The organism is Plantactinospora siamensis, from assembly GCF_042434095.1.
Lineage (GTDB): Bacteria > Actinomycetota > Actinomycetes > Mycobacteriales > Micromonosporaceae > KBS50.
The window spans coordinates 218249-241341 of sequence record NZ_JBHLUE010000008.1 but is presented as its reverse complement, the minus strand read 5'-3'; the positions used below and the strand labels follow the sequence as shown (position 1 = coordinate 241341).

The window sequence follows — 23093 nt, the reverse complement described above, 5'->3', positions numbered from 1 at the left end:
GTATGTCTCTGGCGAATCTAGTCGCGCCGGCCCGGGCGCCGCGACCGCGGGCGGGCCGGCGACCAGGGCAACGCGCCGAGCGGCCGGTCCGGGACGCGGAGGCGGCGTATTGCCGTACCCCCGCCGCGCCGGCCGGGCCGGCTGGCTAGCGTTGCGGGCGTGACCACCGATCCGCTCGCCCCGCTGCTCGCCCTCGCCGACATCGCGCCGGCCGTCGAGCGGGCCCGCGACCGCGTCGACCAGGCACTGCGGCACCGCGCGTTGCGCCGGCAGGGCGGTCAGGTGGCGGCCGAGATCAGCCTGCGGTCCGCGGTGGCGAGCGCCGCGCTGGAGGGACACGGGTACGACCGGGAGAGCGTTCGGGCGGGCACGGTCACCGATCCGGTGGTCCAGGGCGCGCTGCGGGTGGCCGGCGCGCTGCCGGGGCTGGCCGACCAGTGGCCACGGGCCCCCCGGCAGGTGCTGGCCCGGCTGCACGTGCTGGCGGCCCGGGACGTCGTACCGGCCGAGGAGCTCGGTCGGCCGGTCGGCGATTTGGCGGGCGGCGGGCCGGCGGGTTCGGCGCTGGCCGCCCGGCTCGACGGCCTGGCCGACCTGGTGGCCGGCCGGGCCGCCGGATCGCCGCTGGTGCTGGCGGCCGTGGTGCACGGCGAGCTGCTGGCGCTGCGGCCGTTCGCCGGGCCGTCCGGGGTGGTGGCCCGGGCCGCGGCGCGGCTGACCCTGCTGTCCACCGGGTTCGACCCGCGCGGCCTGGTGGCCGTCGAAGTCGGGCACCAGGAGCGAGAGCCCGAGTACGTGGGCGCGGCCGGCGCCTTCGCCACCGGCACCCCCGACGGCCTGCGCTCCTGGCTGCGGCACTACCTGACGGCCGTCGACCTGGGCGCCGCCCAGCTCACCCAGGTCGCCGACGAGCTGTAAGGAAGGGCCCCTTGTTATCGCTTTTTGTATAGGAAGGGCCCCTTCTTAACACCGCTGCTGCCGGCACGGCGGCCGCCCGCGGGGCACGGTGCGGGGTTTCGTCGCGGCTCAGGCGGTGGTGCCGACGGCGCGGGCCCGCCGGTGCCGCCCGTACCAGGCGACCCCGATGGCCACGCCCACCCCGACGCCGAGCGCGGCCGCGGCGACCGGTACGGCCGGCCGTTCCCGGAGCCGTCGGCCGACCGGGACAGGGTGCCGGAACTCCAGGACCGGCCACCCCTGCTCGGTCGCCAGCTTGCGCAGCGCGCGGTCCGGGTTGACCGCGCTCGGGTGGCCCACGCACTCCAGCAGCGGCCGGTCGCTGATCGAGTCCGAGTAGGCGTACGACTCGGAGAGGTCGTATCCCCGATCCCGGGCCAGTTCGCCCACCGCCGAGACCTTGCTCGGGCCGGCGGCGTAGAACTCGACCTCGCCGCTGTACCGCCCGTCGCTGACCGACATCCGCGTGGCGATCACGTCGGTCACCCCCAGCAGCGCCCCGATCGGCCGCACCATCTCCTCGCCCGAGGCGGAGACCAGGACCACGTCCCGCCCCTCGGCCTGGTGCTGCTCGATCAGCGCGGCCGCCTCGGCGTACACGTACGGGTGGATCAGGTCGTGCAGCGTCTCCGCGACGATCTGGCGGACCTGCTCGACCGGCCACCCCTTGCAGAGCGCGGCCAGGTAGTCCCTGGTCCTGGCCATGGTCTGCTCGTCCGTGCCGCCCAGTCGGAACATCAACTGGGCGTACGCGGACTTCACGACGTCCCGCCTGGTGATCAGCCCGTCCCGGTAGAACGGCCGACCAAATGCCAAGGCGCTCGACTTGGCGATGACGGTCTTGTCGAGATCGAAAAAGGCGGCACTTCGGCCCACGGCGGGCAAGTCTAGCCGGGTGGGCTATCGTCGGCGGGTGCCCGGGGTCACACCGGCACACGCCGAGGCCGATCCTGATCCGAGCATCAGTTCACTCCGGCGCCATGTGACACGCTGTGTTCGCGGAAATTTGCAGGGAGTGGACGCTGTCGCCACTCGACGTATACAAGTCGGCTCAGGCATGCTTGTATCTACGACACAGTTTCATAGCTGGACTCTCGGCGGTTGCACCCCCCGTAACCGCTGAGTGGGTTCGACTCAACCCCCCCGGAGCCGAACCCGCAGACGACCCCCGTCACCCCCCGACGGGGGTCGTCTCCTTTCTGCCCCGGGTCCGTGTTTCCTGCCCCGGGTGCGCGCGGCGCTCCCGCCGGCCGCCGACGCGGTACGACGAGCAGGCCCCGCACCGCTACGAGACCGGCCCCGACGCCTAGGTGGTCGCCGGGGCCGATCACGGCTCGGTAAGCGGCTGGCTATGGCAGGCTGGGCGCCAGGCCGACGTCGACCGTGGTCTGGCCGCCGTCCGTGACGTCGACCACGGCGCTCCAACCGCGCTTGTAGTAACCGTCGACACTGCCGACGATGTCGGAGTCCGTGGCCTCATCCCCGATGTCCGACGTGGTGAATCCGTAGGGCACGCCCTCCCGGAGATAGACGTTCGCCACGTACCGGCCGGGCTTGAGCCGGATGGAATAGGTGCCGTCCTCGTAGATCCAGGTGATCGGCACGTCCCAACTCGGCGTGGTGCCCTCCAGCACGAACTCGATCTTGCCTACCGTGCCGTACGCGCTCGGCTCGCCCGCCTCGCGCTGGCCGTCGCTGTCGTCGTCCAGCCAGGCCCGTCCGGCCAGCACACCCTCGGCGACATAGACGGTGCTGCCCTGCGCGGTGTTGTTCACGGCGCTTACCTCCGCCGTGCTGGTCGACGCCGTGGCGGCGAAGGTCAGCGGTCCCTCCGGGGTGCCCGGGCCGGCCGCCATGCGAAGGCGCAGCAGGTTGTAGGGCTGGGAGATGTCGTACGCGCCGGTTCGGAGGCACTCGACGGCGCGGTCCGGGTCGGCGCCCACAACGGCGCAGGTCCAGCCGGCGAACTCCGGGTCGAGCGACACCGGCCGTACGGTCGCGGGCAGCGGGACGCGGACCCTGACGTTCTCGGCCGGGCTACCGCCGATGTTGTCCAGCTCGACGTACACGTCGAACTGCTCGTCCGCCTTGACCTGCCAGGCCGGGACGACCGACACGCTGTTCACGACGAGGTCGGCCGGACGCGGCACGACGTACGTGAAGGTCATCTTGCCGGTGTTGTTGCGCAGCGACCGTTCGGTCGCGGTGGTCGAGACCGAGCCGCCCAAGGTCAGGGTGTGGCCGATCGTGCCGGCCGGAAGGAAGACCGATAGGTTGAGGTATTCGGCCCGACCGGGTTCGACCCCATCCGGGCCGGTGCAGGACCAGGTTGCGGCCGACGCGTCGCAGGTCCAGCCGAACGGTTCGTTCTCCGCCGGATCCATCCGGGCGCCGGGCGGCGGGGTGAACCGGAAGGTCACGTCGGGGGCGGCCACCGTGCCGACGTTCGTCGCCACCGCCTGGATGAACGCTCGGGCGCCCATGCCGCCGAGGTACGAGATCTCCGTCTGCGTCGGGCGGAACTCGAACGCCAGGTCGGCCCGCTTCGGCGCGGCCGAGGCGGCGCTGCCGGGCAGGAGCGCGGCGACCGAGGCCGCCAGCGCCAGTGCGGCGAGCGCGGCGTGCCGCGTCCGTCCGGGTACGGATGAAGTGGTCACGTTTTCCCTGTCTGATCGGGATCATGGCGGCGGCTCGATGCGCGGGTGAGCGCGGGGCGGCCCGCCGTACGGTCATCGAAGCAGCAATCCGCCCTCCCGTGTGCCCCTGATCCGCCGGTCAGCCCCGCCGGACCGCGCCCGCGCCGCGGCGCTGCCTCGGCCCGTCCTCCCACCGGTGGCCGCCCGGCATCCGGACCGGCCGGGATTTCGCCGGCCCCGGGTGGCGGCCATAGCAGATCAACCCGCTTTTCGGCGGTTTTCCACAGCCGGGCCGACCATCCACAGATCCCACTCGCCCACCGCCACGAGGTCCGCCGGAGCACGAGGCTGGCCAGGTCCAGTCAGCCCCAGCCGCCGGAGGCACACCATGTCCACCCGTACGGTTCCCGATACCGGACGACGCCTTCCGCTCGTCGTCACGGCCGATGGACCGCTCCTCGACGAGTTGCTCCGGCTGGCCGCGGCCGCCGGCACCGAGGTCGAGGTCGCACCGGACCCGGCGGCCGCCCGGGTCCGGTGGTCCCGGGCGCCGTTGGTGCTGATCGGCGCCGATCAGGCCGAGTCCTGCCTTCGGGCCCGGTTGCCGCACCGGTCTCCGCTCGTTCTGGTCGGCCGGTCCGGGCAGGTCGACCCGGGCTGGGAGGTGGCCGAGCTGGTCGGCGCCGAGCATGTGGCCATCCTGCCGGCCGCCGAGCCATGGGTGGTCGACCGGTTCGCCGAGACGGTTCCGGCGGCGGGCGCCGCCGGCCCGGGGCGGGTGATCGCGTCCATCGGCGGTCGGGGCGGCGCCGGCGCCAGCGTCCTGGCCGGCGGTCTGGCCATCACGGCGGCTCGGCGCGGGCTGCGCACCCTGCTGGTGGATGCCGACCCGCTCGGCGGCGGCCTCGATCTGGTGCTCGGCTGGGAGGAGATTGAGGGGTTGCGCTGGCCGGCGCTGCGCGAGGCCGATGGGCGGGTCGACCCGCCGGCCCTGGTCCGGGCGCTGCCCGGCCGCGGGGACCTGGTCATGCTGTCCTGGGATCGGGGCGATCCGGTGCACCTGCCGGCCGAGGCCATGGCCGCCGCGCTGGACGCGGGCCGGCGCGGTCGGGACGTCACGATCGTCGACCTGCCCAGGCAGCTCGACGACGCCGCGGTGATCGCGCTCCAGGCCGCCGACCTCGGGCTGCTGGTCGTGCCGGCGGAGCTCCGCGCGACCGCTGCGGCGGCCCGGGTGGCGCGGGCCGCCGCAGCGCACTGCCCGCAGCTGTCGGTGGTGGTCCGCGGACCGGCTCCGGGCGGCCTGCGAGCCCGCGAGGTGGCCCGGTCGCTGGACCTGCCGCTGGCCGGAACGCTGCGGCCCGAGCCGGGCCTGCGGCGCGGCCTCGAACGCGGCGAGGCGCCGGCCTCGTCCGGCCACGGACCGTTGGCCACGCTGTGCCAGCGGATCGTGGCCGGGGTGATCGGCGCGCCCGCGGCCGGTGCGGCATGACCGAGCGGGCCGGCGGCGCGGGCGCCGAGATCGCCGGGCGGGTACGGCGCCGCTTCGCCGTCCGCGGTACGGCCGTGACCCCGGCCGCCGTGGTGGCCGCCGTACGGGAGGAGCCCGCCACGGCCGTGTTGGGTGACACCACCCTGCTCCGGACGGCGGCCCGGGTGCACGAGGAGCTGACCGGCGCCGGTCCGCTCGCTCCGCTGCTGGACGATCCGGCCGTCACCGATGTGCTGGTGAACGGGGCGCGGGTGTGGGTGGACCGGGGGGACGGTCTCCGGCTCGTGCCGTTGACCCTCGGCGACCATTCGGACGTCCGCCGGCTGGCGCAGCGGCTCGTCGCCTCCTGCGGGCGGCGCTTGGACGACTCGGCGCCGTTCGCCGACGCCCGGCTCCCGGACGGCACCCGGCTACACGCGGTCCTGCCGCCGGTGGCCACCGACGGTCCGTACCTGTCGCTCCGGACGTTCCGGCAGCGGCCGTTCACCCTCGACGAGCTGGTCGACCACGGGACCGTGCCCGAGCCGGTCGCCGAACTGCTCACCGCCCTGATCGCGGCCCGCCTCGCCTACCTGGTCGTGGGCGGTACCGGTTCAGGCAAGACGACGCTGCTCAACACCCTGCTCGGCCTGGTCCCGCCGACCGAGCGGATCGTGCTGGTGGAGGACGCGGCCGAGCTGCGGCCGGTGCACCCGCACGTGGTGGGGCTGCAGACCCGGACCGCCAACGTCGAGGGCTGCGGGTCGGTGGGGCTGACCGACCTCGTTCGGCAGGCACTGCGGATGCGCCCGGACCGGCTCGTGATCGGCGAGTGCCGGGGCGGGGAGATCGTCGATCTGCTGTGCGCGCTGAACACCGGGCACGACGGCGGGGCCGGGACCCTGCACGCCAACGCCCCGCGGGACGTACCGGCCCGGTTGGAGGCGCTCGGGATGCTCGGCGGCCTGCCCCGGGCAGCCCTGCACGCGCAGGTCGCGGCGGCGCTGCAGGTGCTGGTCCAGGTCCGACGCCGACCCGAGGGCCGCGTCGTCGAGTCGGTCTGCCTGCTCGCCCCGTACGGGCCGGAGCGCCTGGTGACGGTGCTGCCGGCCTGGCGTCGGACGACCGGGGCCGGACCGGCCCGCCCCGTGCTGGCCCGGTTGATCGCCGACCGGGGCGTGGCGGTGCCACCGGTGCTCACCACGCCCGTGCTGGCCGCCGCCCGCCGCGCCGCCGAGCAGGTCGCCGGGTGCCTTGAGCCGGTCGCGCCCGCCGGCGAGTGCCGATGACCGGCGTGCGGGCGGCGCTGGCGGTGATCCTCGCGGCGATGGCTCTGTGCTGGCCAGGTCCCCTGGGCCGCTCGGCGGGCGCAGCCCGCCGACGGACGGCGTCTGACTGGCCGGTGACACGGCACGCCCGGCGCCTGGCCCGGCGTCTCGCCGGCGGTCGACGTCGAACGATCGGCTGCGCGGCCGGCCTCGGCGGCCTGGCCGGCGTGGCGGCCGGGGGCCTGATCGCCGCGGTGCTGCTGGCCGCATACCTGGGGTTCGGCGCCCGGACCGCGCTACGGATGCGGGCCGCCCGGGCCGAGCGGCACGACCGGCGGTGGCAGCTGGACCGGTTGGCCGCGCTCGCGGCCGATCTGCGGGCCGGCTCGCCGCCGGTCGCCGGCGGTGGGGCGCCCGAAGCGCCCGGGGCCGGACCATGGCTGGCGGCGCCGCCGCGCCAACCGGCCGCATCCTGGCCGGCGGAGCCCTCGCACCGACCGGCGGCGGTCGGCTCCGCCCGGTCCGGCGGGCGGTCCGGGCGCGTGGGTGGCCGGCGGGCCAATCGCCGGACGGCCGAACTCGCCGCGGCCGCGGTCCGGCTCGCCGAGCGCACCGGCGCCCCGTTGGCCGATCTGATCGAGCGGATCGAGGCCGACGCGCGGATGACCGACCGCGGGCGGGCGATGGCGGCCGCACAGGCCGCCGGCGCGACCACGACCGGCTGGCTGCTCGCCGCGTTGCCGGTCGGCGGCATCGCGCTGGGGTACGGCATCGGCGCGGATCCGCTTGCGGTGCTGCTGCACACGCCGGTGGGCGGGGCCTGCGCCGTGCTGGCGGTGTCGTTGCAGCTGGTCGGCCTCGCCTGGGTGGAGCGTCTCGGTTCCGGCGGAACGGTCCACGCCGGTGCGGCCGGCTGATGGGTACGCCCGACTGGCCCATCGCCGCGGCGGCCCTGGCGGTGCCGCTGCTCCTCATCGGTCTCCGGTCGCGCCGGCGGGCCGGACACCGACTCCGACGCCTTGACTCGGCTCGGGGAGGCGTCACCGGCCGTCCCGCCCCCAGCGTGCCCGTTGGTTTGGCCGGATCCGTCGACCCCGACCTGCCCGCCGGCTTTGATGTGTCCGCCGGCTTTGACGTGTCCGCTGGCTCCGAGGTGCCGGGCGATTCCGGGGCGGCCCTGCTCGGGACCGGTGGTACCACCCCGCGCCGGCGGCGCCATCCGCGGCGACCCGATCGGGCCCGGCTGGCCGCGGTGTTGGTGGGGGCGGCCACGACGGTGCTGCTCGGTGGTTGGTTCGGGCTGCTGGCCGGGGTCGTCGCGGGCGCCGGTTCCGACGGCTGGCTGCGCAGGTTGGAGCCGGCGGCCGCCCGCCGCAGCCGGGAGGCGGAGGCCGCCGACCTGCCACTGGCCGCCGACCTCATGGCGGCGGTGCTAAGGGCGGGAGCACCCACGGAGCGGGCGGCGGGCACGGTCGCCGAGGCGCTCGGCGGCCCGCTCGGCGAACGGTTGCACCGGGTGGCTCGGACCCTGCGGTTGGGCGGCACCGCCGAGGAGGCGTGGGCGCATCTCGGCCGATCCGACGGCGCCCGCCGCCTGGCCGGCTCGGCGGTCCGGTCTGCCGGCAGTGGGGCCGCGCTGTCCGGGACGCTCAGCCGACTGGCCGAGGACCTGCGGGCCGACCGCGCGGCGTACGCCGAGACCGCCGCGCGCCGGGCGGGCGTCCTCGTCGTGCTGCCGATGGGGCTGTGTTTCCTGCCCGCCTTCATTCTCGCCGGCCTGGTGCCGGTGATCGTCGCCGTCCTCGGCGACGTGCTGTGACCCACCCGAGAAGACCCTGCTGTGACCGATCAAGAAGACCAAAAAGACAAGGAGCACCATCGTGCGCACTCTGATCCGCCGGCTACGCGACGATGCCGGCATGAACACGGCCGAGTACGCCGTCGGCACCCTCGCTGCGGTCGCCTTCGCCGGAATCCTGCTCAAGGTCCTCACCTCCGGAAGCGTGCAGGCGGCCCTGACCGCGGTGATCGACCGCGCCCTGAAATGACCATGGGTCCGGTGGGGCCCGGCGGCCGAAGCGATCGAGGCTCGTTCACCGCCGAGCTGGCGGCCGGCCTGCCGGCATTGCTTCTGCTCCTGCTGACCGGCCTCACCGCCGTCGAGGCCGTCACCACGAAGGGCCAGTGCCTGGACGCGGCCCGGGAGGCGGCGCTTGCCGCCTCCCGGGGCCAGGATGCCGACGTGGCGGCCGGTGACGCCGCCCCGGCCGGTGCGACAGTCCAGATCACGGTCGTTGGCGATCGGGTCCGGGTCACGGTCGAGGCCCCGGTGCGGGTGTCCGGGACCCGGCTGCCCGAGATCCGGGTGACCGCCACGGCGGTCGCCGGCCTGGAACCGGGGGCCCCGGAGCCGCCGCCATGACCGGCCCCGCCGCGTCCCGGCGGCAGGGCGCCGCACCGCGCCACGATCCGGGTCGACGTGGCGGTGTGGCAGCGGACCGTGGCGATCCGGGTCGCCGCGGCCGGGTGGTCGCGGGCCGGTGCCCGGGAGCCCGCCGTGCTGTGCTGTCGCAGCGAGATCGGGGTAGCGCCTCGTTGTGGCTGCTGGCCGTGGGCCTGCTGCTGGTGGCGGCCGGCCTGGCCGGGGCGGCCGTCGGAGCGGCGCGGTTGGCCGGCCGGCGGGCGCAGGTTGCCGCGGATCTCGGCGCGCTGGCGGGGGCGGTCCGGGTCATCGAGGGTGCCGACGCGGCGTGCGCTCGGGCGGCCGAGGTCGTGGCCGCCAACGGTGGCAGGCTGATCGGCTGCCGGGCGGATTCCCTCGACCTGGTGATCACGGTCCGGTACGTGGTCCGTCCGCTGCCGGGTCTGGAACGCGCGGTGCAGGCCTCGGCCCGGGCCGGGCCGGTCCGCGGCTGATGCAGCGGTCCGGTCAGCCGGGGAAATGCGGCTGAGCCGGCGGAGCACTGAGAACCGGACCCCGGCCGGCTCCCGGGCGGTCCGCCGGCTCCCGGGCGGCCCGCCGGCTCCCGGGCGGTCCGCCGGCTCCCGGGCGGCCCGCCGGCTCCCGGGCGGCCCGCCGGCTCCCGGGCGGTCCGCCGGGCTTCCCGTCGGATCCGCAGGACGCGAATCCAGAAGGGACATCCGGTTGCCGCACCCCACGGCGGGGAAGGAAGCGTCCGCGTTGTGTCGAGCGTCCGAGGGAGGGCCATGGCTGGCTTGCGGATACCTGCGGCGCGGCGGCCACCGGCACCGTTGTTCGTGGCGATGGGAGTCGTGGTGGTGATCGGGTTCGCGATCGCCACGTACCAGATCTGGAGCAACGACAACGCCCTGCGCGACCGCGGGAGGCAGGCGTCCGCCACCGTGATCAAGGTGCACAGCGGTAAGGCCGGCCGCACGGTGGTCCAGTTCTCCACCGCCGAGGGACGTCAGCTGACGGCGTTGATCGGCCAGGGCGATGGGGCCCCCGGCTGGCAGCCGCGGGTGGGGGACGAGGTCCCGATCGTGTACGACCCCCAGAAGCCGACCGCCGACGTACGGGACGCCCGGGCCCCGGAGAACCACCACACGGCGTATTTCTCGCTGGCCGTCACGATCTTCGGTGCCATCGCCGTTCCGATCGCGGCCGTGGCGCTGATCCGGGCCAATCGGCGCGACCGGGAAGGCTGAGCGGAAGGGCTCACCGGGGCGCGGATCCACCGTTCCGCGCCCCGGGCCGGTCAGCGGGACTGGAGGGCGTCCAGGCCGATGGCCATCGCGATCACGAGGCGCCGGTCCAGGCCGGGATGGGGGATGTCGACGACGTACCGGTCCCGCAGGCCCCACTTCTTGATGACCGAGAACGCGACCTGGCCATTGAGAGTGAAGTCGAAGTGGTACGGCAGCCAGGACAGCGAGTCGACGAAGCGGCGCAGCAGCGCCACCGGCAGGCTGCGCTCCTGCCCGACGGCCACGCCGAGTCCGGGCTGCTCGACCTGCCAGGTCGAGCGCAGCAGCGACGCCTTGAAGTCCTTGCGGAACAGCCCGATCGGGTTGCCCGCGGCGTCCAGCACGTCGTACGTGGCGCCGAGGTCCATCACCTGACGGGCGCGGAAGCCCAGCACCGGCTGCTGCTTGGTGTCGTCGGTGTAGAGGGTCACCTGCTCCTTGAGGGCCAGCCGCTTCTGCTGCGCGAAGGCGAGCATCCCGCCCTCGGACCCGTCCGGCGCCACCGCGTGCACCTCGTACTGGTTGACCATCATCCGCACCCGTTGCCGGATGAGCAGCCGGGGCAGTCCCTGCAGCTGAGCAAGATCCATCGTCACTCCTCGCCTGATTGTTCGCGGGAGTCTCGCACACGGACGACCCGGCCGGCGGGGCGCTGCTCAGCCGGCGTCGGCCGGCAGATTGGCAAGGACCACGTCGAGGACCTGCACGGCCGGGCCCTTGGCCAGCGGGTTGTTGCCGTTTCCACACTTGGGCGACTGGACGCAGGAGGGACAGCCGGTCTCGCAGCCGCATTCCACGATCGCCTCCCGGGTGGCCCGCAGCCATGCCACGGCGGCGTGGTACGCCCGTTCCGCGAATCCCGCGCCGCCCGGGTGCCCGTCGTAAACGAAGACCGTCGGCGCCTCGGTGTCCGGGTGCAGGGCGGTGGACAGGCCGCCGATGTCCCAGCGGTCACAGGTGGCGACCAGCGGCAGCAACCCAATGGCCGCGTGCTCGGCGGCGTGCAGCGCGCCCGGTACGTCCGGCGGCTCGACGCCGGCCGCCGCGAGCGCGTTCGGCGAGACGGTGAACCACACGGCCACCGTCCGCAGCTCCCGCACCGGCAGGTCGAGCGGCCGGGTGTCCAGCACCTCACCGGTGGCGATGCGGCGTCGCTGGTACGACACCACCTGGCTGGTCACGTCCACCTCGCCGAGGAACATGCCCACCGGTCCGGCGTCCACGTAGGACCGGACCGAGACCACGGACAGCGAGGTGACGTCCCGGGCGTGCGTGGACCAGTCCGGTTCCTCGGCGTGCACCAGCGCGCAGGCCCCGTCCAGATCCAGCTCGTCCACCACGTACGAGACGCCTTGGTGCAGGTAGACGGCGCCGGGGTGGACCAGGAAGTGTGCCGACGACTCCTCGACGGTCCCGAGCAGCCGACCGGTGGCCGACTCCACCACGCACACCGGCGTGCCTCCGGTGCCGCGCAGGTCGACCTCGGGCCGCCCGGTGTGCCGCCAGTACCAGCCGGTGGGGCGTCGCCGCAGCGCCCCGGAGGCGGTCAGCGACTCGACCGCCTCCCGGGCGCCCGGACCGAAGAGCCGCAGGTCGGCCTCGGTGAGCGGGGCCTCCACCGCGGCGCAGCACAGCTGCGGCCCGAGCACGTACGGGTTGCCGGGGTCCAGCACGGTGGCCTCGACCGGCCGGCCGAAGAGCGCCTCCGGGTGGTGCACGAGATACGTGTCCAGCGGATCGTCCCGGGCCACGAGCACGGCGAGCGCCTCCCGGCCGGATCGCCCGGCGCGGCCGGCCTGCTGCCAGAGCGAGGCGCGGGTGCCCGGGTAGCCGCAGATGAGCACCGCGTCCAGGCCGGTCAGGTCGACGCCGAGTTCCAGGGCGTTGGTGGAGGCCAGCCCGAGCAACTCGCCGGTGAGCAGCGCGTGTTCGAGCGCCCGCCGCTCCTCGCGGAGATAGCCCGAGCGGTACGCGGCCACTCGCTGCCCGAGGCCGGGAACCGCCTCGTCGAGCGACCGCCGGGCCGCCGTGGCGATCACCTCGGCCCCGCGCCGGGACCGCACGAAGGCCAGCGTACGGGTGCCGGCCGCGACGGCGTCGGCCAGCAGATCCGACGTCTCGCGCAGCGCGGACCTGCGTACCTGGGCCAGCTCGGCCGGCGACCCGCCACCATCCGGCGGCCCGGCGGCCCCGCCGCTCGGCGGCAGCGACGGCCCGGCGGCCCCGCCGGTCGGCGGCAGCAGCGGCGGCTCCCACAGCGCGAAGGTGACGCCGCCGCGCGGCGACCGGTCGTCGGTCACGGCGGTCACCGGCAGGCCGGTCAGCCGGCCGGCGGCCCCGGCCGGATCAACGGCCGTGGCCGAGGCCAGCACGAACACCGGGCCGTCCGCCGGACGCCCACCGCCGAGCAGGCCGGGAACCCGCCCGCCGGCGGGCTGCCCGCCGGAAACCTGTCCGCCGGCCGCCGGGCCGTCGATGCCGGCCATCGGGCCGTCGGCCGCCGGGCCGTCGATGTCGGCCGCGGCGCCGTCGACCGCGGCCGCAGGCGCCGCGGCGGTCCGGCCCGATCCGCCGGTACGTCCGGTCCGGGCGACCGGCCGGCCGCTGCCGGCGCCGTACCGGGCGGCCTGCCGGCGCAACCGGCGGAGCACGTGCGCCACGTGCGAGCCGAAGACCCCGCGGTACGTGTGGCACTCGTCGACGATCACGAAGCTGAGCCTGCGCAGGAACGTGGCCCAGCGGGCGTGCCCGGGCAGGATGCCGTGGTGCAGCATGTCCGGGTTGGTCAGCACGAACCGGGAGTGCTGCCGGATCCACTCCCGCTCCGCCTGCGGGGTGTCCCCGTCGTACGCGGCCGGACGTACCCCGGGCAGACCCAGCTCGGCGACGGCGCGCAACTGATCGGCGGCGAGCGCCTTGGTGGGGGCCAGGTAGAGCACGGTGGCGCGCGGGTCGCCGAGCAGGGTGGCCAGCGCCGGCAGCTGGTACGCCAGTGACTTGCCGGACGCCGTTCCGGTGGCCACCACGACGTGCTGCCCCTGGTATGCGAGCTGGGCGGCCTCCGCCTGGTGCCGCCAGGGGGTGACCACGCCGCGCTCGACCAGGGCCTTCCGTAGCTCGTCGGGCACCCAGAGTGGCCAGTCGGTGGCGGTGCCGGCGCTGGCCGGAACCTGCTCGACGTGCGTGACCGGGTCCGCGGCCGTGCGGGCGCGGAGCCGCTGGAGCAGCTCCACCGGTCCCGCCGGTACGGTGGCTTCGGAGGTCACACCCTGCACTCTCGCACCCGTTCCGGTGTCATGGAACAACCGGGTGCTGGGTAATGGGGGTGCTCCAGCCATGGCCGGTGCGCATCGGCCGGGCGCGGTGGTTAGATGCCCAGTGCGTGTCGCCGGAGGCGGCGGGCAGGATCCTGGGCAGCGGTAACGTCCGGAGGAGGACAGATGGAGCTTTCGCTGGCGACCCGCACCGTCGCCGACCACACGGTGCTGGAGGTCGGTGGCGAGGTCGACGTCTACACCGCGCCGCGGCTGCGTGAACGGCTCATCGAGCTGGTCGACGGCGGCGCCCGGAAGGTGGTCGTCGATCTCGGCCGGGTGGACTTCCTCGATTCCACCGGCCTGGGCGTGCTGGTGGGCGCGCTCAAGCGGCTGCGCGCGGTGCGTGGCTCGTTTGGTCTGGTGTGCGACAAGGAGCCGCTGCTCAAGATCTTCCGGATCACGGCGCTGGACCAGGTGTTCCCGCTGCACCCGACCGTGGATGCGGCGATCGCCGCCGACGCCTCCGGTCCCGAGGCGTGATGTCCACGGTCCGCCTCTCTTTTTCGCCCGCACCGGTACACGTCCGCACGGCCCGCCTCGTCGGGGTGGCCGTGGCCCGCCGGGCCGGGGTGGCGGAGGAGTTGCTGGACGAGGTGCGGCTGGCGATCGGTGAGGCGTGCACTCGGGCAGTGGCGCTGCACCGCCAGTACGAGCTCGCCGACCTGGTGCTCATGGAGATGGCCGACCAGGGCAGTTACACGGTCCGGGTCATCGACCGGGCGCCGATCGAGGCCGGCCTCGGTCTGGCGGCGCTGCCGCCCGACGAGCTGGCCGACGAGTCGTTGACCGACGAGGCCCTCACCACGGGCGTGGGCTTCGCGCTGCTCGCCGGCTTCGTCGAGGACCTTCAGGTGCGCCCGGTGGACGAGGGCATCGGCACCGAGGTCCGGATGGTCTGGCCCATCGCCCGCAAACCCTGACGCGGGGCGACGAAGCGAAAGACCCTAACGAACCGGCCTGGCTAGCACAATGATGAAGATCATCGTGGCGGGGGCGACCCTCGGTGTGACCTCGAACACGGCCGCCGACTAGAGTACCCGGGTGATCAGCAAATGCCCTGGTCCCGCGTGCGCGGGAACGGGTCGTTGCTCCCTGCGTAATGTCGCCGGGCTGGTTCGTCCGCGGTCCGGCGCGACTGTTCGGTACAGGAGGACATAGATGTCCGGGACCTTGGTCGCCGAGAGCGGCGGCTTGTCCCTCACCGGCGCCAATTTGTCGTACGCCATCATCGCCGCGGTCATCGCGCTGGTGGCGCTCGGCTTCGCCGCCGCCCTCTCCAGGGCGGTCCTGGCGGCCGGTACGGGAACCACGCGGATGCAGGAGATTTCCGGGGCGGTCCAGGAGGGCGCCTCGGCCTACCTGCTGCGCCAGTTCAGAACGCTCGCGATCTTCGTCGTGATCGCCTTCGTGCTGCTCTTCCTGCTGCCGGTGCACGACACCGCCGGCAGCGAGCTCGGGGTGAAGATCGGCCGCTCCATTTTCTTCGTGGTGGGCGCGGTGTTCAGCGCCACCATCGGCGGTCTCGGCATGGCGCTGGCCACCCGGGCCAACCTGCGGGTGGCGGCCGCGGCCCGGGAGGCGACCGGTGGCCGGGAGGCCGCCATGAAGGTGGCGTTCCGCACCGGCGGCGTGGTCGGCTTCCTCACCGTGGGGCTGGGCCTGTTCGGCGCCGCTCTGGTCGTCGTGATCTTCAAGGGTGACGCGCCGACGGTGCTGGAGGGCTTCGGCTTCGGCGCCGCCCTGCTGGCCATGTTCATGCGGGTCGGCGGGGGCATCTTCACCAAGGCCGCGGACGTGGGCGCCGACCTGGTCGGCAAGGTGGAGCAGGGCATCCCCGAGGACGACCCGCGCAACGCCGCCACCATCGCCGACAACGTCGGGGACAACGTGGGTGACTGCGCCGGCATGGCCGCCGACCTGTTCGAGTCGTACGCCGTGACCCTGGTGGCCGCGCTCATCCTGGGCCGGGCGGCGTTCGGCGAGGAGGGCCTGGTCTTCCCGCTGATCGTCTCCGGCATCGGCGTGATCATCGCGATCATCGGTGTCTTCATCACCCGGCTGCGGGCCAGCGACCGGTCCGGCCTCACGGCCATCAACCGGGCGTTCTACCTCTCCGCGCTGATCTCCGCCGTGCTGGTGGCCATCGCCAGCTGGGCGTACCTGCCGGACAGCTTCGCCGGCTTCGCCGGGGCCACCGTGCAGTCCGACCGCGACCCGCGGCTGGTGGCCATCGGCGCCGTGGTGATCGGCATCGTGCTGGCCGCCGCCATCCAGGCGCTCACCGGGTACTTCACCGAGACCAACCGGCGCCCGGTGCAGGACATCGGCAAGACCTCGCTGACCGGCCCGGCCACCGTGATCCTCTCGGGCATCAGCATCGGCCTCGAGTCGGCCGTCTACTCGGCGCTGCTGATCGGCGCCGGCGTCTTCGGCGCGTTCCTGCTGGGCGGCAGCTCGATCACGCTGTCGCTGTTCGCCGTGGCGCTGGCCGGAACCGGCCTGCTCACCACGGTCGGCGTGATCGTCGCGATGGACACCTTCGGCCCGATCTCCGACAACGCCCAGGGCGTGGCGGAGATGTCCGGCGAGATCGACGAGGCGGGCGCCCGTACGCTCACCGAGCTGGACGCCGTCGGCAACACCACCAAGGCGATCACCAAGGGCATCGCGATCGCCACGGCGGTGCTGGCCGCCACCGCGCTGTTCGGCTCGTACACCGACACGCTGGGCACCTCGTACGCCGACGCCGGCATCTCGCCGGAGCGGGTGGGCGGGATGATCATGGACGCGCTGAACGTGGCCAACCCGCGCAACCTGGTGGGCCTGATCGTCGGCGCGGCGGTGGTCTTCCTCTTCTCCGGCCTGGCCATCAACGCGGTCTCCCGGTCCGCCGGCGCCGTGGTGATGGAGGTCCGTCGCCAGTTCCGGACCCTGCCCGGGATCATGGACGGCAGCCAGCGGCCGGAGTACGGCAAGGTGGTCGACATCTGCACCCGGGACGCGCAGCGCGAGCTGATGACCCCCGGCCTGCTGGCCATCATGGCCCCGATCGCGGTGGGCTTCGGCCTCGGCCCGGGCGCGCTCGCGTCCTACCTGGCCGGCGCGATCGGCACCGGCACCCTGATGGCGGTCTTCCTGGCCAACTCGGGTGGCGCCTGGGACAACGCCAAGAAGCTGGTCGAGGACGGCGCGTACGGCGGCAAGGGCTCGGACGCGCACGCGGCCACGGTCATCGGCGACACCGTCGGTGACCCGTTCAAGGACACCGCGGGCCCGGCCATCAACCCGCTGATCAAGGTGATGAACCTGGTCTCGCTGCTGATCGCCCCGGCGGTCGTGGCGTGGAGCGTGGGCAACGACAAGAACACGCCGCTGCGGGTGGCCGTGGCCGTGATCGCCGCGCTGATCATCGTGCTGGCGGTGGTGTGGAGCAAGCGCAAGCCAATCGCCATGTCCGACGCGGACGCCGGCGACGGCGGCGCCTCCGCCGGCGGCACCGACCGCGAGTCGGAGCCGGTGACGGCCTGAGTTGAAAGGAAGGGCCCCTTGTTATCGAAAAAACGATAACCAGGGGCCCTTCCTTTCGGCTGTACGCTGCAACGCATGCGTACGCCCCGCGCGATCACCGTCCGGCTGCTGGCGGTGCTCCTGCCGGTTGCCCTGCTGCTCGGGGCGTGCGGTTCCGGTCCCAGCCCGCAGGCCTGGGCGGCCACCGTCTGCCAGGCCCTGACGCCGTGGCGGGCCGAGATCAACAAGCTGACGAGCGTCTCCCAGCAGGAGATGACGGCGAGAACGACCCCCGCGCAGGCGAAGGAGAACCTGGTGCGGCTCATGGGCGGTGCCGAGCAGGCCACCGAGACGGCCCGCAAGAAGATCGCGGACGCCGGCGTACCGGACGCCGAGCAGGGTGCGAGCGTCTCGCACGGCTTCCTCAACTCGCTCTCCGCGGTGCGCGACGCGTACGGCCGGGCCCGCGCCTCGATCGAGGGGCTGCGGACGGACCAGTCGAGCACCTTCTATGACGGGGTGCAGCAGACCGTCGAGCGGCTCACCGCCGAATACAAGGCCAGCTCGGTGGACACCACGAAGCTCAACTCCACCGAGCTGGAACGGGCCTTCAACGAGGTTCCGGAGTGCCGCTGACCCCGCCCTCCGACCCGGCCGAGCCGGCGCTGTTCACGGTCGACCCGCCGCCGGCCGGCACGGCCGCGCAGGGGCAGGCCGGGGCGCCCGGCCGCCGGGGCGCGTCCGCGCCGAGCCGTACGGCGGGCGCGTCCGGGCCGAGCCGTACGCCGGCCGGCGCGGCCGGCTCGGTCCCGCAACCCTCGCTGTTCGGGGTGGCCGCGGTCGAGCCGTCGATCGCCGACCTGGCCGGCCTGCTGGCCGGGCCGGGCCAGCTGGACCGGATGGGCGGCACGGTGCGGGTCTCGGTGCTGGTCGACGACCCCTGGCGGGTGCACGTGCTGATGGCCGAGCTGGACCGGCGCGGGCTCGTGGCGAGCTGGTCGAGGGCGGATCACCGGTACGGCGTGCGGACGTCGTACACGGTGGGGCTGGCGGCCCTCGGCCGAGGCTGGCTGGCCGGCGGGACCAAGCGGCCACCGGCCGGGTTCCACCTGGACGGGCCGCGGCTGCGGCTGTGGACGGCCGCGGCCGGCGAGCCGGACGGCGACGGCTTCGTGCTGCGGCTGGGCGCCGCCGACACGGCCTGGTGGCCGCTGGTGGGCGGCGCGCTGGCCGCCGTGGGTCTTCCGGCAGACCTCGTCCCGGCCGGCGCGGCGGGGCCGGCGTACCGGATCGAGGGCCGGCGCGGGACGGCGCGGCTGGCGGAGCTGGTCGGTGAGCGGCCACCCGCGGCCCCACCCGGGCGCTGGCCCGGCACGGTGGCCGGGCAGGGCGCCTGAGCGGCCGCCGGCGCCGGCCGCGAGCGCCGGGCGCCGCACGGGCCGCGAGCGCCGGGCCCCGCACGGACCGTTCGCACGGGCCGCCCGCACGGGCCGCGCCCGCTGGAGGAATTGTCGCTTCCGCGCTTGATGTCGGCAATCTCCCCGGCGCGTGAATCACTGTGATCCGCTCGGTCGGCCACGCCGGCACGCGGCGGCGGTGTACGGTGTCGCCGTTGCGCACCGTTCCGCTACGTGCCGCGGGCGTACGGTGACATCGCTGCTCAGGGCCGTCGGCGCCGGGTCGAGCAACCGATGTGTCGGCCGGCGCGTTACGTTGGACGTTCAGTTGCCCGCAGCGCACGGGACGAGCCGGGCCGGGCGACGGGCGTCCGGGCGGGCGGATCATCGGGCGTGACGAGCAACCGGAGCGGTCCACCGGGCAGCACCACACCATGAGCGAGGTCGGGGAGAAACGTGCCGAGCAATGCCAGGAGCAACCGTCTGGTGATCGTCGAGTCACCGGCGAAGGCCAAGACGATCTCGGGCTACCTCGGTCCCGGGTACGTCGTCGAGGCCAGTTTCGGGCACGTCCGTGACCTGCCACGGAACGCCGCGGAGGTGCCGTCGGGCTACGAGGACAAGCCGTGGGCCCGGCTCGGTGTGGACGTGGACAACGGCTTCGCCGCCCTGTATGTCGTCTCGCCCGACCGGCGCAAGCAGATCACCAAGCTGCGGTCCCTGGTCAAGGAGGTCGACGAGGTCTTCCTCGCCACCGATGAGGACCGCGAGGGCGAGGCCATCGCCTGGCACCTGGTCGAGACGCTCAAGCCCAAGGTGCCGGTCCGGCGGATGGTCTTCCACGAGATCACCCGGCCGGCCATCCAGGCGGCCGTGGCGAACCCGCGTGAGATCGACCGCGACCTGGTGGACGCGCAGGAGGCGCGGCGGATCCTGGACCGGCTGTACGGCTACGAGGTCTCGCCGGTGCTGTGGCGCAAGGTCCGCAGCGGCCTGTCGGCTGGCCGCGTCCAGTCGGTGGCCACCCGGATCGTGGTGGAGCGTGAGCGGCAGCGGATGGCGTTCCGCACCGCTGAATATTGGGACGTGCTGGCCACCCTCGCCGTCCAGAACGCCGGCGAGGGGCCGCGGACCTTCGGGGCCACGCTGGTGGCGCTGAACGGCGACCGGATCGCCACCGGCAAGGACTTCGAGCCGACCACCGGCCGGGTGCGGCCCGGCGCCGGCGTGACGCACCTGGACGAGGCCGGGGCGCGCGGCCTGGCGGCCCGGCTGGACGGGCGGCCGTTCACGGTCACCCGCGTGGAGGAGAAGCCCTACCGGCGCCGCCCCTACGCGCCGTTCATCACCTCCACCCTCCAGCAGGAGGCGTCCCGCAAGCTGCGGATGTCCTCGCAGCAGACGATGCGGACGGCCCAGCGGCTGTACGAGAGCGGCTACATCACCTATATGCGGACCGACTCGGTCAACCTCTCCGAGACGGCCATCGCGGCGGCCCGGCGGCAGATCGCCGAGCTGTACGGCGACCGCAGCGTGCCGCCGGAGCCGCGCCGCTACACCGGCAAGGTGAAGAACGCCCAGGAGGCGCACGAGGCGATCCGGCCGGCGGGGGACAACTTTCGCACCCCGGGCGACGTGGCCAACGAGCTGTCGGCCGAGGAGTTCAAGCTCTACGAGCTGATCTGGCGGCGGACCATCGCCTCGCAGATGACCGACGCGGTCGGGTCCAGCGTCTCGGTGCGGATCCGGGCGGTCTCCGGGGCGGGCGAGGAGGCCGACTTCGCGGCCACCGGCAAGACCATCACCGACCCGGGCTTCCTGCGCGCGTACGTCGAGTCCAGCGACGACGAGAACGCCGAGGCCGAGGACGCCGAGCGGCGGCTGCCGGCGCTGACCAAGGACCAGCCGCTGACCGCGCAGGAGCTGGCCGCGCAGGGCCACCACACCCAACCGCCCTCCCGGTACACGGAGGCGTCGCTGGTCAAGGCGCTGGAGGAGCTGGGAATCGGCCGGCCCTCCACGTACGCCTCGATCATGCAGACGATCCAGGACCGCGGGTACGTGAGCAAGCGTGGGCAGGCGATGATCCCGTCGTTCCTGGCGTTCGCCGTGGTCGGCCTGCTGGAGCGGCACTACCCGCGGCTGATCGACTACAACTTCACGGCCAGCATGGAGAACGAGCTGGACGAGATCGCCGGCGGGGATCACGCGGCGGTCGACTTCCTCACCTCGTTCTACTTCGGCCAGTCGCGGCCGGGTGTCGGCGACGCCGAGATCGCGAAGTCCGGCGGCCTCAAGAAGATGGTCACCGAGAACCTGAGCGAGATCGACGCCCGCAGCGTGAACTCCATCCCGCTGTTCACCGACGACGAGGGCCGGCAGGTCGTGGTCCGGGTCGGCCGGTACGGGCCGTACCTGCAGCGGATCCCGGCGACCGGACCGGCCGCGGCGGGTGGCGCCACCGCGCCGGCCGACACGGCCGCGCCGGGCGGGGAGGCCGGGGAGCCCGGGGCGACCCCGCCGTCCGGGGAGGGCGAGGGCGACGGCGGCGCTGCCGAGGACCGGGTCACCATCCCGGAGGGGCTGGCGCCGGACGAGCTGACCCCGGAGAAGGTCGCCGAGCTGTTCCTCGGTGGTGGCGGCGAGCGGAAGCTGGGCGAGCACCCGGAGACCGGCGAGCCGATCCTGCTCAAGTCCGGCCGGTTCGGCCCGTACGTCTCGACCGGTGAGCGCAACGCCTCGCTGCTGCGCACCCAGTCGCCGGAGACGCTGACCCTGGCCGAGGCGCTGCGCCTGCTCACCCTGCCCCGGCTGGTCGGCAAGGACCCGGACGGCAACGAGATCCTGGCCGCGAACGGCCGGTACGGCCCGTACGTGAAGCGCGGCGACGACTTCCGCTCGCTGGACGGCGAGGAGAAGCTGTTCACCGTCTCGCTGGACGAGGCGCTGGCGCTGCTCGCGGCGCCAAAGACCCGGCAGCGCCGGGCGGCCGCGCCGCCGCTGCGCGAGCTGGGCCCGGATCCGGCCACCGAGAAGCCCATGGTGATCAAGGACGGGCGGTTCGGCCCGTACGTCACCGACGGCGAGTTCAACGCGTCGCTGCGCCGGGGCCAGACGCCGGAGGCGCTGACCGTCGAGCAGGCGTCCGAGATGCTGGCCGAGAAGCGGGCCAAGGGGCCGGCGCCGCGCAAGAAGGCCACCAAGAAGGCGGCCGCCAAGAAGACCACCGCGGCCGCGTCGACGGCGGCGAAGTCGGCCGGTGCGGCGAAGAAGACCACCGCCAAGAAGGCGACCGCGGCCAAGAAGACGACGGCCAAGAAGGCGACCACCGCCAAGAAGGCCGCCCCGAAGAAGGCGGCCGCCCGCCCCACCGAGTGACGCCGGCCAGGTGCCGAGCACCTGGCCGAGCGAGGCTCGTTCAGGCGCCGAGGACCCGGTCCAGGTGGGCGTTGCCGAAGACCCGGTCCGGGTCGAGCCGGTCGCGGACCGCCCGGAAGTCGTCGAAGCGCGGGTACGCCGGGCGCAGGCTCGCCGCATCCCGGTAGTGCAGCTTGCCCCAGTGCGGCCGGCCGCCCAGCTTGGCGGCGATCCGCTCGAAACCGCGGAAGTACGGCTCGTACGGCACGCCCACGTACTGGTGGATGGCCAGGTATGCCGACTCGCGCCCGTACCCGTGGGACAGCCAGATGTCGTCCGGGGCGGTGAACCGCACCTCCACCGGAAACAACACCCGGAACGGGAGGTCGTCGACGATGCGGCGCAGCGCCGCGAGCGCCTCCGGCAGGGCCGCCCGGGGCAGGCCGTACTCCATCTCCACGAAACGGACCCGGCGCGGGGTGCAGAACACCCGGTCGGACCGGCCGGTGTAGGTGCGGGCCGCCAGCGCCCGCGCGGACACGGCGCTGATGGCCGGCGCCAGCCCCGGCAGCCGCCGGCCCAGCCGGCACGCCCCGGCGAAGACCGTGTTGGCCAGAAACTCGTCGTCCAGCCAGCCGCGCATCCGGGGCAGCGGATGGTCGTCGGCGGGGACCCGGTTGTTGGTCTTGACCTGCACCCGGTCGGTGTAGGGGAACCAGTAGAACTCGGCGTGGTCGTTCCCGCCGATCAGCTCGGGCAGCCCGGCCAGCGTGTCGGCCAGCGCCGCGGGCCGCTCGTCGGCCCGTAGCACGAAGGCGTCGACGCAGCGCAGCGTCACCTCCACGAGCACGCCGAGCGCGCCGAGGCCGACGCGGGCGGCCGGGAACACGTCCGCATTGTCCGTTGCGGAGCATGTGATCAGCTCGCCGGCGCCGGTGACCAGGGTGAGCGCGTCAACGAAGGTGGACAGGCAGCCGTACCCGGCGCCCGTGCCGTGCGTGCCGGTGGCCAGCGCCCCAGCCACCGACTGGGCGTCGATGTCGCCGAGGTTGGGCAGCGCCAAGCCGTGCCGGGCGAGCAGCTCGTTGAGCTCGCGCAGGGTCAGCGCCGCCGGCACGGTGACCAGCCGCCGTTCCCGGTCGACGCGGATCCGGGCCGGCTCGGCCACCAGCTCCAGCCGGTCACCGTCGGGGCGGGCGATGGCCGTGAACGAGTGGCCGCTGCCGCCGACCTTGAGTCGCCGGCCGTCGGCCCGGGCGGCGCGTACCGCCGCCTGGACCTCGTCGGCGCCGGCCGCCCTGACCACGGCGGCGGTCGCGGTCTGGTTGCCGGCCCAGTTGGACCACGGCGCGGCGGTACCGGCCGACGCCGTGCTGGGTGACGATTCCGGCATGAGCCCTCCCGGTGTGCTGCCCGCCCGGTCTCCCGGAATCGGCGACAGTCTTGCGAGAATCACTCATATCAGTATGTCTACC

The 23093-nt window shown here is 74.1% G+C and carries 19 protein-coding genes and 1 pseudogene; 15 read left to right on the top strand and 5 right to left on the bottom strand.

All coding sequences use genetic code 11. From position 1 onward, the window contains the following. Positions 1-159: 159 nt before the first annotated feature. Entirely contained in the window at positions 160-918 is a 759-nt protein-coding gene (locus tag ACFFHU_RS12055) for a Fic family protein (protein ID WP_377338186.1), read from the top strand. A gap of 108 nt (positions 919-1026) precedes the next feature. Here the strand turns inward: ACFFHU_RS12055 and ACFFHU_RS12050 are convergent, their stop codons facing one another. Both ACFFHU_RS12050 and ACFFHU_RS12045 read right to left on the bottom strand, forming a co-directional pair. Next, positions 1027-1833: an HAD family hydrolase gene (locus tag ACFFHU_RS12050; protein WP_377338184.1), complete on the bottom strand. Its 807-nt coding sequence runs from the start codon at positions 1831-1833 to the stop codon at positions 1027-1029. A 473-nt stretch (positions 1834-2306) separates the two neighbouring features. Beyond that, positions 2307-3614, bottom strand: a complete 1308-nt coding sequence (locus ACFFHU_RS12045) for a hypothetical protein (RefSeq protein WP_377338182.1) — start codon at positions 3612-3614, stop codon at positions 2307-2309. 367 nt (positions 3615-3981) lie between these two features. Between ACFFHU_RS12045 and ssd the strand changes: the two genes are divergently transcribed. From ssd to ACFFHU_RS12005, 8 genes and pseudogenes are all read left to right on the top strand, one after another. Further along, complete coding sequence (ssd, locus tag ACFFHU_RS12040) at positions 3982-5085, top strand: septum site-determining protein Ssd (RefSeq protein WP_377338180.1); 1104 nt, start codon at positions 3982-3984, stop codon at positions 5083-5085. Next, positions 5082-6353: a TadA family conjugal transfer-associated ATPase gene (locus ACFFHU_RS12035; RefSeq protein WP_377338178.1), complete on the top strand. Its 1272-nt coding sequence runs from the start codon at positions 5082-5084 to the stop codon at positions 6351-6353. Before ssd ends, ACFFHU_RS12035 begins: the two co-directional genes overlap by 4 nt. Positions 6354-6676: 323 nt before the next feature. Beyond that, positions 6677-7249, top strand: a pseudogene (locus ACFFHU_RS12030) (type II secretion system F family protein); the annotation flags it as partial. Between the two features lie 218 nt (positions 7250-7467). Next, a complete protein-coding gene (locus tag ACFFHU_RS12025) occupies positions 7468-8151 on the top strand; it encodes a type II secretion system F family protein (RefSeq protein ID WP_377338176.1) in 684 nt (227 codons plus the stop codon). A 100-nt stretch (positions 8152-8251) separates the two neighbouring features. After that, entirely contained in the window at positions 8252-8380 is a 129-nt protein-coding gene (locus ACFFHU_RS12020) for a DUF4244 domain-containing protein (protein WP_377338268.1), read from the top strand. Positions 8381-8382: 2 nt separating this feature from the next. Further along, positions 8383-8754, top strand: coding sequence for a TadE family type IV pilus minor pilin (locus tag ACFFHU_RS12015; RefSeq protein WP_377338266.1), 372 nt, complete (start codon positions 8383-8385; stop codon positions 8752-8754). Between the two features lie 104 nt (positions 8755-8858). Then, positions 8859-9248 (top strand): Rv3654c family TadE-like protein, encoded by a 390-nt coding sequence (locus tag ACFFHU_RS12010; RefSeq protein ID WP_377338264.1) that lies wholly within the window; start codon positions 8859-8861, stop codon positions 9246-9248. 342 nt (positions 9249-9590) lie between these two features. After that, positions 9591-10001, top strand: coding sequence for a DUF3592 domain-containing protein (locus tag ACFFHU_RS12005; protein WP_446686798.1), 411 nt, complete (start codon positions 9591-9593; stop codon positions 9999-10001). A 50-nt stretch (positions 10002-10051) separates the two neighbouring features. On the opposite strand, the gene ACFFHU_RS12000 is transcribed toward ACFFHU_RS12005, so the two are convergent. After that, entirely contained in the window at positions 10052-10630 is a 579-nt protein-coding gene (locus ACFFHU_RS12000; protein WP_377338175.1) for an LURP-one-related family protein, read from the bottom strand. Between the two features lie 66 nt (positions 10631-10696). After that, positions 10697-13345, bottom strand: coding sequence for a DNA 3'-5' helicase SftH (locus ACFFHU_RS11995; protein WP_377338173.1), 2649 nt, complete (start codon positions 13343-13345; stop codon positions 10697-10699). A gap of 135 nt (positions 13346-13480) precedes the next feature. On the opposite strand from ACFFHU_RS11995, the gene ACFFHU_RS11990 reads away from it, so the two are divergent. The 6 genes from ACFFHU_RS11990 to topA all read left to right on the top strand — a co-directional run bounded on the left by ACFFHU_RS11990 (position 13481) and on the right by topA (position 21639). Continuing rightward, complete coding sequence (locus ACFFHU_RS11990) at positions 13481-13837, top strand: STAS domain-containing protein (RefSeq protein ID WP_377338171.1); 357 nt, start codon at positions 13481-13483, stop codon at positions 13835-13837. After that, positions 13834-14277: an ATP-binding protein gene (locus tag ACFFHU_RS11985; protein ID WP_377338170.1), complete on the top strand. Its 444-nt coding sequence runs from the start codon at positions 13834-13836 to the stop codon at positions 14275-14277. Before ACFFHU_RS11990 ends, ACFFHU_RS11985 begins: the two co-directional genes overlap by 4 nt. Positions 14278-14515: 238 nt before the next feature. After that, positions 14516-16885: a sodium-translocating pyrophosphatase gene (locus ACFFHU_RS11980; RefSeq protein WP_377338168.1), complete on the top strand. Its 2370-nt coding sequence runs from the start codon at positions 14516-14518 to the stop codon at positions 16883-16885. Positions 16886-16960: 75 nt separating this feature from the next. Further along, complete coding sequence (locus ACFFHU_RS11975) at positions 16961-17500, top strand: hypothetical protein (RefSeq protein WP_377338167.1); 540 nt, start codon at positions 16961-16963, stop codon at positions 17498-17500. Further along, positions 17491-18261, top strand: a complete 771-nt coding sequence (locus tag ACFFHU_RS11970) for a hypothetical protein (protein WP_377338165.1) — start codon at positions 17491-17493, stop codon at positions 18259-18261. Before ACFFHU_RS11975 ends, ACFFHU_RS11970 begins: the two co-directional genes overlap by 10 nt. A gap of 456 nt (positions 18262-18717) precedes the next feature. Continuing rightward, the gene (gene topA / locus ACFFHU_RS11965) at positions 18718-21639 is read left to right on the top strand and encodes a type I DNA topoisomerase (protein WP_377338164.1); all 2922 of its coding nucleotides are present in this window, start codon (positions 18718-18720) and stop codon (positions 21637-21639) included. A gap of 40 nt (positions 21640-21679) precedes the next feature. On the opposite strand, the gene ACFFHU_RS11960 is transcribed toward topA, so the two are convergent. Further along, entirely contained in the window at positions 21680-23011 is a 1332-nt protein-coding gene (locus tag ACFFHU_RS11960) for a D-arabinono-1,4-lactone oxidase (RefSeq protein WP_377338163.1), read from the bottom strand. Between the last annotated feature and the right edge of the window lie 82 nt (positions 23012-23093).

Coding starts and splice junctions, on each gene's coding strand:
- ssd (WP_377338180.1), top strand. CDS start 3,982: ATGTCCACCCGTACGGTTCCCGATACCGGACGACGCCTTCCGCTCGTC.
- ACFFHU_RS12035 (WP_377338178.1), top strand. CDS start 5,082: ATGACCGAGCGGGCCGGCGGCGCGGGCGCCGAGATCGCCGGGCGGGTA.
- ACFFHU_RS12020 (WP_377338268.1), top strand. CDS start 8,252: ATGAACACGGCCGAGTACGCCGTCGGCACCCTCGCTGCGGTCGCCTTC.
- ACFFHU_RS12015 (WP_377338266.1), top strand. CDS start 8,383: ATGGGTCCGGTGGGGCCCGGCGGCCGAAGCGATCGAGGCTCGTTCACC.
- ACFFHU_RS12000 (WP_377338175.1), bottom strand. CDS start 10,630: ATGGATCTTGCTCAGCTGCAGGGACTGCCCCGGCTGCTCATCCGGCAA.
- ACFFHU_RS11990 (WP_377338171.1), top strand. CDS start 13,481: ATGGAGCTTTCGCTGGCGACCCGCACCGTCGCCGACCACACGGTGCTG.
- ACFFHU_RS11980 (WP_377338168.1), top strand. CDS start 14,516: ATGTCCGGGACCTTGGTCGCCGAGAGCGGCGGCTTGTCCCTCACCGGC.
- ACFFHU_RS11975 (WP_377338167.1), top strand. CDS start 16,961: ATGCGTACGCCCCGCGCGATCACCGTCCGGCTGCTGGCGGTGCTCCTG.
- ACFFHU_RS11960 (WP_377338163.1), bottom strand. CDS start 23,011: ATGCCGGAATCGTCACCCAGCACGGCGTCGGCCGGTACCGCCGCGCCG.